Below are 12,011 nucleotides of genomic sequence, written 5' to 3'. Positions count from 1 at the left end.
ATCTAAATTAAGGGTTTAAATTTACCTACTGTAGTTCAGTACAGTCGAAATTTAAGCGTTATTTGGACATTGGGGAGAGCTTGTAGGACTATTAATCTTATGACTATTATTTAGTGCGATCGCGATCAAAATTGCTGATCCAGTCAAAATTTTCAAGGTTTTGAAATCTGGTAAAGTTTCAGTGGTAGTGAACACTAATTTCAAAAAAAGGAGAACGATATGCAGTTTCTCAAAATTGTTCTTGTCACCCTTGTGTTGATGGTGAACCTGGTAATTGCTCAACCCGCTTGGGCCGGCAAGGATTTTACTAAGGGTGCTGACTATGCTGAGGTAACTCAGGCGCTTAATCAACTTCTAACTGTAAAGGACACACCTGAGCAAGCTGGCTATACACCTGAGCAGTTCCAGCAGCGACTGGCACAATTGCAGTTTCAGAAAAATGTCATAGAAACAGCTAGAAAGCGGGCACAGTGCCGCAATGAAACTGGAAAGACATTGGCTGTCTATGCCAATAAACCAAAAAAATCTCCAACCCAACTCTACTTCCTGGGCGCAGGAACAATCACGGATGATGATTGGGATTGCGATGGCATTTACTTACCCGCCGGTTCTCAAGTGGTTCTAAGCCCAAACGCTCAACCACAACAACTGACCCAACCAATCGCCGTCAAGTTTGTCGATGGTACACAGTCTAGTGCTAGAACCAATCCAGCCACTGGTGTAATTGAATTCAATGTTGAACCTGCCAAAGTATTTAAGGCGGGTGAGAGCAGCTGGTTGCTCCCAACTTTGTCCCAAGCAGATATCGATACGCAAATTCCTACCCCACAACTCATTGACTAATCTCATCTAGAGAAGGTTGGGAGAAGCACGTGGCGTGAATTTAGGAGAGTCTAAAAGTATTTGATACATCACTAGTAACTTTTAAAACATTCTCTAAAGGAAAATCTTCAACCATTGAACAATCAACTCTTAATTAAAGAAAAATTACAAGCCAAGCTTGAGAAGATTCAAACCAAGAGCGATGGTTCTCCCGTTACCGATTTGAAGCTAGATAAAACTTTAACCGAAGAAATTGAACAATTGACGACGGAACTGGAGAGTGTCAATCCCAATCTCAATCCTCTTCTCAACGCTACTTATTTGCTGGATGGAGCTTGGCAACTGCAATACTCCACTGCGAGAGAAATCCGTTCTTTAGTTTCTCTCCCATTGGGATTAAAGCTGGGTAAAGTTTATCAAGTGATTGATGTTGCAAATAAATTGTTTTTCAATCTAGCTAAAGTTAAACATTCTCTGGGGCTAGTATCAGGATATGTCAAAGTGACAGCTAGCTTTGAGCCAGCCAAAGAAGATTTAGAGCCTTTAGCGAACAAACGCCTCAACGTCTATTTTGACAAACGCTACCTATCGATTGATAAAATTATCGGCATTAATACCCCTCAACTCAACCAATTTAAGGTTGTCCCAGCAAATAATCCTACTAGCAGAACTGCCACACTGGACATTACTTACTTAGATGAAACCTTAAGAGTTGGACGTGGAGGAGATGGAAGTTTATTCATTCTTAGTAAATCCAATGATTTACCTGACTTTACCTCCTAAATTGGAAATTGATCGCACCGCCGGATGAATATGGCTCTTTCAATAATGCATCTTTTCACCAAGGTAAAACCAGGTTCTGCGATGGTAGAGCTTAAAACATTAAATTTAAGGGTTGGTTATGGTATAGAAGAAGATGTTAATGCCGATCCTCTAAGTCCCAGGCAAGTTTTAATTGTTAGGTATGAAGATATTTTCGACTTATCAATTAAACCAGGAGAATTACGAGAAAATATTGTGGTTAGAGGGATAGAATTTGATAATTTTATCCCTGGTTCTCTGCTAATCTTTGAAAGTGGTGCGGCAATTCGTCTAACTTTTTACTGCGAACCGTGTAAACGAATAGCCCACTTAGTAGAATCATTAAAAAGCATCCAAGGTAAAAGAGGAATTTTAGGCGTAGTCATTAAATCAGGTAAAATCCAGGTTGGTAGTAATTTTCAGGTTCAAGCTAATAAATTTCCAGCATTATCTGAAAATCCCTATGAACGGTTCCTAAATTTTATCATCAAAATTCCAAGTGGGAAAGTAGTTACATATAAACAGATAATTAGAGGCATGGGAGTAGATAATAGCTATCTAAGAGCTATTCCTACATATCTGAAAAAAACCTCGGCGGTTGATTATCCGGTACATAGAATATTAGACTCTAAAGCTTATTTGATAACTTATGTTAACCAACAAAAAAATAAGTTGGAAACTGAAGGAGTTAAGGTTTTATTTGAGGAAGATTTATTGAGCAAATTAAACAAAAATTTTGTGGATATTAAAGATTATTTATGGGAAGATGAGACTATATATCTAGAATAGATATTACTAATGTAATTTTCACGGATATTTGCAATATTATCCTGTATTGTGCAGGGTAAAATCCTTCGTTTTATCAAGATAATCCTTGATTTTTAATTTGTTTAGATGTCGCTTCCATAAAGTCGATAAAAACTTTTATGAGCTTATGGATTCCCTCGCTACCTCCTGCAATTAAGCCTCCTGTAAGCAATGCATCTAAACAACGGAAAAGAATTACTTGTATTGGATTATCTAAATCAATAACTACAAGTGGTTCGATTGAGCGAATACCTATTGCGCTCATTAAAAGACCGAATAAAAGGGATGTCCATAGAGCAATTATTCGTGTATCAGATTTATAGGCTGTTCTTTGGCGCTCTTTTTCATTTAAATCATCAATTTGTGGCTGGAAAATTTTTAATGAGTCTTGTTGATTTTGTGTAAAATTTTTGATGATTTGTTCTTCTAAACTCATTCCTTCAGGCGGTAGTCCACTGACTTGATTTGATTCCAAAGAAGAAAACTGTTTCTGTTGGACTTCCACAAGTCTTATCTTCTCAGACATAAGAGCCTTTTCTTGCTGAATACTAATATCTAATTGTTCAACAAATGGGCCTCGCCAAGTAGTTATAAAAACTTCCAAAGAACGCTCTAGTAACAAAGAAATAAATAACTGTAATGTGAGTAACTGGATAATATCATTAAGTCCAAATGGTTTTAAAACAAATGGTTTTGATGATAACCAAGTTGATAAAGTTACTACTAGAAAACTAATAATAATTAACAAAAAAAATAGAGGAGATTCTGGAGAAAGCTTTTGCAACGTATCTATACTCCTGTTTTGCGCCACAATATTTAACACAGCCTAGAGGTGAGAACTACACCTGCTGAGTTACTTAACAACGTTAATTTGATAGAACAGTAAATAATTTATTACACGACCTTTTTTTGCAGGAGGTCATAGGCTACCCCACCCCCGAAGGATGTCTTCTTTGCCAGACGCTACGTGTAGCTTGCTTGTATTGTAGGGGTACGACAGGCTATGACGCTCGTTCGCCCTTGGCGTCTACCCTTCTCCCAAAGGGAGAGGCTAGCGCCAAGGGAGAAGACTCGCTAACGCAACTCTTAGAGACGCTCTTGCGTTCGCTATCGGTGTCGCACCTTGGTGGTAGCAGGATAATATGATGGTTCGTGACACCAGAGCCACACTAACCCAAAAGTATTGCTATACAAGCATTTAATAAGTAAATATTAGGTTTAAATTGAAAAAAACAAGGCGATCGCACTTTCCTCTTAGAGAACAGCAACTGTAGCACCAACTAAAAACCCCTCCAATATTGGAGGGGTTAATGTAATTTTTGGTAATGGGAAGTGGGGGGAGACAGCAGCTTTTCCTCTCTGGTGACGCATTTTCTTGTAAAAGAGATGATAGTATAGCATTTCATAAATCCGTTACGAACCTCTGCAATACTGTACTTAGTAAGATAAATCATTAGTGTTACCGAATGATGTCAGTTGCGAATCGACAGCGTTTAGGTAACCTCTATCATTCAAAGCTTGTGCTGGTAACTTTTTAGCATTGACAGCAGCCTTAACCACATCTAGTGCAGTGAGGTTTCCTATTTGGTATTGGGATACCAAAGCACTACCACTAGGAATACCCTGTGTTTTCAAGTTACCTTGGTAAGCTAGAAATGCAGCATCAAAGGGTTTGAGGTAGCTGACGTTCAGAGAATGAGTGAATAAATTGTTAGAGTTGATAGCGATAAGTTTGCCACTATTGTTAGTAGCTATTTGAGCGCCACCGATTGCAGGTAATAAAGCAATAGAACCAACTATAAGTACAGAATCTATCAAGATAGAGAATTTCATCGGGTTATCCTTAGTTAAAGTAAAGTGCAATTAGTGTTCTTGAGTAATAGAGTCTTATTTTTTACCAGTCTTAACTTCCTGCACTCAGGTCACCCGAACGGTTGATTTATTCCTCACCCATTCGGGTGATCTAATTGAGCGCAAGAACTGAAAAATTGAACCCATCCTACAGATCATTCAAAGTTGCTAAGACCCATATTGATACTGTGTTGGTTAATAAATCGGGAGTAAAGTTTAGGACAAACTTGAACAGATACAGCGTGCAAGTAAATAAAGTACACCCCTCCCCAACCCTCCCCAAGGCATCGCGGAGGATGCGCGACAGCGCAGGTGGGGTATTTTTGTAACTCACAAACTTGAAATCTGCTGTATGTATTTAACTGAGGTAATCTAAAAAATTATGCAGCGCTATTACTCAGTCATAGGCATAGCCCAACGCAGGCATCGCATTTCTGCACTATCTCCTTCAACAGCAAATTTATTGATTAATTATGCTTGAATATATTTTTTGATTCGGGTTTGCCGAACATACAAATTAGGGCAAACCGTAATTTCATTTCATGTCTAATTGGAGACGGTAATCATCAATCACTTGGTGCTAATAACCGAATAAACAGCAGGCTGAACTATACATATTATGAATATGTAAGCACTAACTGAAGTGCAGAACTGATTAAACAAAAGCTATTTGATGCGAGGAAGAGTTATGACATTAGTTCGTTGGAATTCTTGGAGAGAAATTGACACTCTACAACGTCAACTAAATAATTTATTTGAAGACACCAGAGTACCATCTGCATTGTTAGATAGAGGCTTGAGCAAAGTTCCTGCTGTTGAGATACAAGAAACTGAAGATGCTATTCTTCTGTTGCTAGAACTTCCAGGAATAGAAGCTAAAGATTTGGATGTACAAGTCACAGAAAACGCTGTTTACGTTAGCGGTGAGCGGAAGTCTGAAACTAAAACTGAGGAAAAAGGTATTACCAAAAGTGAGTTTCACTACGGGAAATTCAAACGCGTAATTCCTCTATCTGCTCGGATTCAAAATACTAACGTTACGGCAGATTATAAAGATGGCATCTTAAATCTGACATTGCCTAAAACTGAGCAAGAAAAGAACAAAGTCGTCAAGGTTAATTTGAAACAACCTGCTGCCTAATAGCTTGTGATCAGATTACTCTACCTCCTTTGATTGATTGAGATAGCTAAAAACCCGGTTACTATCGTGACCGGGCTTTTTTGTAATAATTATCTGGAATTGACGCGTAAGTGCTGTGTGCATGAATTATTTAAAATAACTGGAGGGCGTAGGCGTAGCCCGTGGTAGACATCGCCTTTTTTTAAAGTTTGTAAAGGAATTCTACTGTATATAGATAACAAAACCCAAGGGTGCGATCGCCCCTGCCGGGTGAGTACGCCATCGCAAAGCCCGATGCCTCGGTTGAACTACATCTATCCACCTTCCTACCTTTAAATAAGTAAAGCTAATAGAACCTATCAGTTTTACAAAAGCAAGATAGTTGATAAAAAATTGTAAAGCAGTGTAAAGTGTATTTACAGGCGAAAACAAAACCGTCTGATTCATAAACAACTAACCGCACTTATCAAACAATGACAACAACCATTCAACGTCGCGAAAGCGCCAACGTATGGGATCGATTCTGTGAGTGGATCACCAGCACCAACAACCGGATCTACATCGGTTGGTTCGGCGTAGTCATGATCCCCACCCTGCTAGCCGCCACCGCTTGCTTCGTAATCGCCTTCATCGCCGCACCTCCAGTAGACATCGATGGTATCCGTGAACCCGTGGCAGGTTCATTAATCTACGGAAACAACATCATCTCTGGTGCAGTAGTACCTTCCTCCAACGCCATCGGTTTGCACTTCTACCCAATTTGGGAAGCAGCATCCTTAGATGAGTGGTTGTACAACGGCGGTCCTTACCAACTAGTAGTTTTCCACTTCCTGATTGGCATATTCTGCTACATGGGACGTGAATGGGAACTATCCTACCGCTTAGGAATGCGTCCTTGGATTGCTATAGCCTATTCTGCTCCAGTAGCAGCAGCAAGTGCAGTATTCTTGGTATACCCAATCGGACAAGGTTCCTTCTCTGATGGTATGCCCTTGGGTATAAGTGGAACATTCAACTTCATGATTGTCTTCCAAGCAGAACACAATATCTTGATGCACCCCTTCCACCAATTAGGTGTAGCAGGTGTATTCGGTGGAAGCTTGTTCTCTGCAATGCACGGAAGTTTGGTAACATCTTCTTTGGTTCGTGAAACCACCGAAACCGAATCACAGAACTACGGTTACAAGTTCGGTCAAGAAGAAGAAACCTACAACATCGTTGCAGCCCACGGCTACTTCGGTCGTCTAATTTTCCAATACGCTTCTTTCAACAACAGCCGTTCACTGCACTTCTTCCTAGCAGCATGGCCTGTAATCGGCATCTGGTTCACCGCCTTGGGTGTAAGCACAATGGCGTTCAACTTGAACGGTTTCAACTTCAACCAATCAATCATTGATTCTGAAGGTCGAGTGATTGCGACTTGGGCAGATGTAATCAACCGCGCTAACCTGGGTATGGAAGTAATGCACGAGCGCAATGCTCACAACTTCCCCTTAGATTTGGCAGCAGGTGATTTTGCTCCTGTAGCTCTTACCGCTCCTGCTATCAACGGTTAAATGGTAAAGTTTAGCTAAATCAAAAAGCGCTCTCCCAAATTGGGAGGGCGCTTTTTAGTATCAACGATTATAGCGCTTACGGTAAAATATAGCGGTTCTGGTTTGGATGCAGGGCATAGGAATGCTGTGCCCCTACCGTTTTTGTCTAAAAAAACTTTTAAAATTTGCAACCATTTTATTAAATTTTATTAAATAGGTTTTACTTCAATACAGTTCAATTAAGGCTTAACTTTTTATCAAAGTCAATTTTTTAACGAACCGCCAAGGGCGCATTCGCGTAGCGTCTCGTAGAGAAGAACGCAAAGGAAGAGAAGAAAGAGAAGGAAGAAATGCTTAACTAAACTGTATTGGGTTCTACTTTAAAATATATGTATATTTTTAGATTAATTTTTCTTATTGAAATTATTCTACGCAATTTGAAACTTTTCAAAAAAAAATATAATGGAACAATAATATCCCCGACTTCTTAAAGAAGTCGGGGATATTATTGTTCAATGAATAATTTAGTGCTAGTCTGCTGTCGATTTAAGATAATGCACGATCGCCTCTGCTGTTGGCAAATTAGTTGCCAGTAAAACTTGATTAATATTGCATAACCTTAGCAGTGCTTCTTCATTTGCTTGATTAGGCTGAGGTTGTAGCAAATCTCTCAGGAAAATAAATGCTAAAATTTCTCCTGATCCAACCAATGAAGCAATTGTTTGATATCCTCCAGAAGTCGGTGCGGGGGTTTCTTGACTAATAGTTATCCCCGCCTGTTTTTGTAAGACTTCGCTAACAGATGGCCAGGTAATTGTAAAACTCTGCGAGAAAAATTCCTGATGTTGAGAAACAAATTCCGCAAGTTCTGATTTCTTGCTTTCGTGAGCAATTAGTACTATGTTTCTTTCAATGATCATTTGAGAAGGCTCACCTACATTTGTTTCTTCTGAAGTTTCATCAGATTGAGTTGCTTCTACTTCAGAAACCTCTTCAATAGTTTGACTGATGATCTCAGGAGCTTCGCTTTCTGTTTCATCAATAGCAGAACTAAGTTCTACTTCTTCAACATCTGCGCTGTCTTCTCTTGTAACTGACGTATCCAAATCTACTACTTTATCATTCGTATCTTGTGTAACTTTGCTCTTTTCCTCTGGTACTTGACTCAATGTTTCTTGCTGCTGAATGTCGGCATCTTGAACAACTTCCTTGACAACCTCGTCAACATCTGTGTCAACTTCTTCTGTAACTGGTGTATCTAAATCTACTACTTCATTATGGGTAGCTTCTGCAACGGCACTCTCCTGTGCAGGAACTTCGTTGAAAATATCACGCGGCTGCACGAAGGTGACTTCTGCTTCCAACTCTGCATCGGAGGTAGATTCGGGAACGGTACTCTCCTGTGCAGGAACTTCGCTGAAAATATCACGTGGCTGAACGTAGGTGACTTCTGCTTCTAGTGCTGCCTCCAATTCTGCATCCTCATCGTGAGTAGCTTCGGGAGTGGCACTTGTATCACGCCGCTGTACAAAAGTAGATTCTGCCGCCAGTGCTGCTTCCTCATCGTGAGTGGTTTGTGGAAGAACACTTTCCTCTTGAGGAGTTTCAATGATGTTTTCAGGTGAAGCGATCGCATCATCAGCTACAGTAGAAGAAACTTCTGAGGCTTCGACTTTTGGAAGTTCTACTTCCTCAGCATCTGCGTTGACTTCTGCTGCAACTGATGTCCGCAAATCCTCAACTTGATCATGGACATCGTGTGGAACTTCGCTGACTGCTTCTGGTGACTGAATGATGTTTTTAGGGATGACATCATCAGGTTGAGTTGCAACAACTTCTGAGATTTCGCTGATTTCTGGGGAAGGAGAATTAATTTCAGGTGTTTTTACTTCGTTACTAATTGGCGCTGGAACTTCGTTAACTACTTCTGGGGCTGGATTAGCAACATTGGAAGCGCTGACATTTTCAGGCGATCGCGGCCGAGAAAACAGTGAAGGATCTATAATTCTAAAAACTGTCTCTGGTTGCTCATAGGCGGGAGTAACTCCTTCCAAGATCAAAACGTAATCTGCAATCCGGATAACGTCTCCATCACTCAAAGAATATGGTCGGTCTTTTTCAGCCTGTTTACCGTTAAATATTGAGCCATTTCTACTGCCAAGGTCAGAGAAGTAGTAATTTCCACCTTTAACAAAAAACTTAGCATGTAATCGGCTGATATCAGGGCTGTCTAGGACTAAATCAGAATCAGGAGAACGACCTATTAACCATTCTCCTCTGGTTGTATTTTCTGTGGTCAGGTCAACTTCATTGACTTCATTTAGATTTGGTGAGTAGCTAACTTTTACTTTCATATTATTTTTTGGTTAATTTTATTGATTTCTGCTACCCAGCGCTGACGGGTAGTATGTTCTAAGTTTAAAATATCATCTTGTGACCAATGAAAATGATAAGCAATAAAAGCTACCTCCTCATATAGAGTATCAGAGGGGTAGCTTAGGACTCCCCCGCTAGTTCTAGCTCCACTGAAAATTGAGTATTGCAGTGGGGACATTGTGTCGGAATGTGTACATTGCCTTGCTGATTGATTCGATTGTAAAATTCTCGGAGATAGGCAATGTCATGTAGGAGAAGTCCTTCGAGTAAATCAGGACTAACAGAGTTGAAACTGCCCAAGCGAGTAATAACCAGTGCAAGCATCACTAAGACGCCGTAAGCTGGATTTTCTTGAACTCTGCGCTCTTGTTGCACCAAAATTTCATCTTTGGCGGTGGCTAAACGCATCACCCCCTGACGATGTACTCGGTTTTCACCATCACTCAACCCTTTAGGAAGAGTGAAGGCAAATTCTGTGCAGAGAGTATCCTTTTTACGGCGCATAGGTAATTTGGGGATTGGGGACTGGGTATTGGGCATGGGGCATTAGGCATGGGGCAAGAAGAGGATAGGGGGATAAGAAGCGAAGGAGATAGGGGAATAAAGAGTAATTTCTGTATAGTCTTTTTCCCCTCCGCTCCTTTGCCCCTCTGCTCCCTGCTCCCCCTGCTTCCCCTGCTTCCTCATCTCCCTCATCCCCCTATTCCCCATTCCCGAACTCAATTATGAACAACTGGCTCAGGGGAATTTATTGTATCTTCTGGTATGGAAGTTTCGCCTTCCAATCCATTGATTCGACGGTAAAAATCTTGAAGGTAATTTAAATCTTGGGCAAAAAAGTTTTCTACTATTGCCGGAGACACTTGTGGTAAAGCACCCAAGCGGGTGATTACTCGCGACAAGATAATAATTGTGGCATAAACGGGATTAGCTTTAACGCGTGGGTCACGCAAGGGTGAAATCTCGTCTATCGCCGTTGATAACCGCATTACACCTTTGCGGTGGAGGTTGCCTTCAGAGTCTAGATATCCTTTAGGCAGTGTAAATTCAAACTCTGTGGGAAACATAGTCCTCCTAATTACTTCACGCGCACTCGTAATAGGTTAAAACAAAATCAGTTTTGGTAATAGTATTTACTCTACAAATTAGCCCATTAATTCAGTGTCAAATTCAGCTTGATACTGAATTGTGAGTGTAAGAATGATGCTTTGAAATATGAGGTACAGATGTAGCCAGCCATCTCTATGAAACACTATGCATAGCTTGCTTTTCCGTAGGAGTACGGCATCGCTAGCTTAAAAATTATGCTTTCTACCGAATTTTCGGTAGAATATTAAGCACTATTGCTTATTGACAAATTGTTTATGTCCTTAATTCATTAAAAATAACCCATTAAACTAGGATCATCGCGTTTAAATTCCTCAAAAGCAATCTCTATCTCTTCAATTTCTATTTCATGACTGGTAGCGTCAAAATCACTAATTTTGTAACTAGTAGGCCAAGCACCATTTAATTCAAATCTAGCTCTTTCCTTTCCCTCTTGGTTGTAAATAGATAAATAAATATTTTTACGTTGTTCCTTCCACTTACCTGTTTCGACTTCTTCAAACCATTTCCACCAAGATGCATATGTGGTCAAACCTTTACGCAAAATAATATTACCACTCTTAGCATTGCCAGGAAGTTTAGTTATAACTGGTTTACCTTTTGATGCATCTCCCCATTTTTGAGAAGTGACTTCACAAATTTCAATTACGTCCTGGGTTCTTGTGAAACCTTGGCATTCTAAAAAGTAGGTATCGCTATCATTCCAACCTAAGTTTAGTCCTACAAAAAAACGATATTTTGTAAGAAACTCTTTCGGTCCTAACTTTGAAGCTATGTTTGTGATTACCATAGTATATATTGAGAGTTTGAGTTTTGATACAAATCTAATTTAATTTAGCAGTTAAGGTTGCTATCTATAAGTTATGGCAACCTGCTACCAAAAACAAATAGCTAAATAGAACCGAACAATTGAATTTTAACCTTAAGTTGGAGGGTTTTTTGACTTGATTCGATATGATAACCTTCAATAGCTATTTTAATCGCCTCTGTTACCAGATCACTGTTTGTAACATGAGAATCTCATTTCATAATAAGTCAATAGTCCAGTTAAAGTTGCTATCTAACCGAACAATTAAGTTTTTCCCTCAATTACTTAGGGCATTTGTACTTCTTTCAATCTGAAAACCCTCAATAGCTATTTCAATCGCCTCTGTTACCAGATCATTATTTGTAGCATCGAATTCTGGGGCTGTATATGATACAGGAAAGCAATTTGTAAAATTTATCCGGATTACTTCAGTTGATCTATCTTGGGCATAACCAACAACTGAAACTGCTTTCCGGTTGTCTTCCCACTGACGCGCTTCTCCATCTCTGCTACACTTTAAATACCAATCGTAGATACTATTGTCACCATTGTAATTCAAGGTAATTGTCACATTATCAGATTCCGCCTGTCCAGGAGTATTTTGACGGATTACCTTACCACTTTTGCCTGAACCTCTAATTTGTGTAGTGGTATTATTTTTATCACTAAATGCTGAGATTGATTTAACGAATTTTTCCTCAATGCCTTCTGCATTAAAGTAAAAGACAGAAGCACCAATATATTCATTTGCCATGAGAATCTCATCTCCTAATAAATTAATAGT

14 protein-coding genes are annotated in these 12,011 nt (G+C 39.7%); 5 read left to right on the top strand and 9 right to left on the bottom strand.

From position 1 onward, the window contains the following. The first annotated feature begins 219 nt into the window (after positions 1 to 219). From V7K46_RS10525 to V7K46_RS10515, 3 genes are all read left to right on the top strand, one after another. On the top strand, positions 220 to 843 hold the full coding sequence (locus V7K46_RS10525; protein ID WP_273765510.1) for a hypothetical protein: 624 nt from the start codon (positions 220 to 222) through the stop codon (positions 841 to 843). 114 nt (positions 844 to 957) lie between these two features. Further along, entirely contained in the window at positions 958 to 1,605 is a 648-nt protein-coding gene (locus V7K46_RS10520) for a PAP/fibrillin family protein (RefSeq protein ID WP_335112782.1), read from the top strand. Between the two features lie 30 nt (positions 1,606 to 1,635). Next, complete coding sequence (locus tag V7K46_RS10515) at positions 1,636 to 2,412, top strand: MGMT family protein (protein ID WP_335112780.1); 777 nt, start codon at positions 1,636 to 1,638, stop codon at positions 2,410 to 2,412. Between the two features lie 73 nt (positions 2,413 to 2,485). Here the strand turns inward: V7K46_RS10515 and V7K46_RS10510 are convergent, their stop codons facing one another. Beyond that, positions 2,486 to 3,214 carry a hypothetical protein gene (locus tag V7K46_RS10510; RefSeq protein ID WP_335112778.1) on the bottom strand — a complete coding sequence of 243 codons (729 nt, stop codon included), beginning with the start codon at positions 3,212 to 3,214 and terminating at the stop codon, positions 2,486 to 2,488. 653 nt (positions 3,215 to 3,867) lie between these two features. Continuing rightward, positions 3,868 to 4,263, bottom strand: a complete 396-nt coding sequence (locus V7K46_RS10505) for a hypothetical protein (RefSeq protein ID WP_335112776.1) — start codon at positions 4,261 to 4,263, stop codon at positions 3,868 to 3,870. Positions 4,264 to 4,969: 706 nt separating this feature from the next. On the opposite strand from V7K46_RS10505, the gene V7K46_RS10500 reads away from it, so the two are divergent. Beyond that, positions 4,970 to 5,422, top strand: a complete 453-nt coding sequence (locus V7K46_RS10500; protein WP_335112774.1) for an Hsp20/alpha crystallin family protein — start codon at positions 4,970 to 4,972, stop codon at positions 5,420 to 5,422. Positions 5,423 to 5,623: 201 nt separating this feature from the next. Here the strand turns inward: V7K46_RS10500 and V7K46_RS10495 are convergent, their stop codons facing one another. Beyond that, positions 5,624 to 5,848 (bottom strand): hypothetical protein, encoded by a 225-nt coding sequence (locus tag V7K46_RS10495; RefSeq protein WP_335112772.1) that lies wholly within the window; start codon positions 5,846 to 5,848, stop codon positions 5,624 to 5,626. A gap of 26 nt (positions 5,849 to 5,874) precedes the next feature. Between V7K46_RS10495 and psbA the strand changes: the two genes are divergently transcribed. After that, the gene (gene psbA / locus V7K46_RS10490; RefSeq protein WP_335111128.1) at positions 5,875 to 6,957 is read left to right on the top strand and encodes a photosystem II q(b) protein; all 1,083 of its coding nucleotides are present in this window, start codon (positions 5,875 to 5,877) and stop codon (positions 6,955 to 6,957) included. Positions 6,958 to 7,466: 509 nt separating this feature from the next. Here the strand turns inward: psbA and V7K46_RS10485 are convergent. From V7K46_RS10485 to V7K46_RS10460, 6 genes are all read right to left on the bottom strand, one after another. Next, positions 7,467 to 9,290, bottom strand: a complete 1,824-nt coding sequence (locus V7K46_RS10485; RefSeq protein WP_335112770.1) for an FHA domain-containing protein — start codon at positions 9,288 to 9,290, stop codon at positions 7,467 to 7,469. Continuing rightward, a complete protein-coding gene (locus V7K46_RS10480; RefSeq protein ID WP_334724994.1) occupies positions 9,287 to 9,490 on the bottom strand; it encodes a DUF6760 family protein in 204 nt (67 codons plus the stop codon). The genes V7K46_RS10485 and V7K46_RS10480 overlap by 4 nt, the downstream gene beginning before the upstream one ends. Continuing rightward, positions 9,433 to 9,816 (bottom strand): phage tail assembly protein, encoded by a 384-nt coding sequence (locus tag V7K46_RS10475; protein WP_335112768.1) that lies wholly within the window; start codon positions 9,814 to 9,816, stop codon positions 9,433 to 9,435. The genes V7K46_RS10480 and V7K46_RS10475 overlap by 58 nt, the downstream gene beginning before the upstream one ends. 215 nt (positions 9,817 to 10,031) lie before the next feature. After that, entirely contained in the window at positions 10,032 to 10,379 is a 348-nt protein-coding gene (locus V7K46_RS10470; protein ID WP_334960126.1) for a hypothetical protein, read from the bottom strand. A 311-nt stretch (positions 10,380 to 10,690) separates the two neighbouring features. Next, on the bottom strand, positions 10,691 to 11,209 hold the full coding sequence (locus tag V7K46_RS10465) for a phage tail protein (RefSeq protein WP_335112766.1): 519 nt from the start codon (positions 11,207 to 11,209) through the stop codon (positions 10,691 to 10,693). 295 nt (positions 11,210 to 11,504) lie between these two features. Further along, positions 11,505 to 11,981, bottom strand: a complete 477-nt coding sequence (locus V7K46_RS10460) for a phage tail protein (protein ID WP_335112764.1) — start codon at positions 11,979 to 11,981, stop codon at positions 11,505 to 11,507. Between the last annotated feature and the right edge of the window lie 30 nt (positions 11,982 to 12,011).

Origin of the sequence: Nostoc sp. (assembly GCF_036917395.1) — a bacterium.
Lineage (GTDB): Bacteria > Cyanobacteriota > Cyanobacteriia > Cyanobacteriales > Nostocaceae > Nostoc.
The sequence above is the reverse complement of the archived record's forward strand: the minus strand, read 5'-3'. Positions and strand labels throughout refer to the sequence as shown.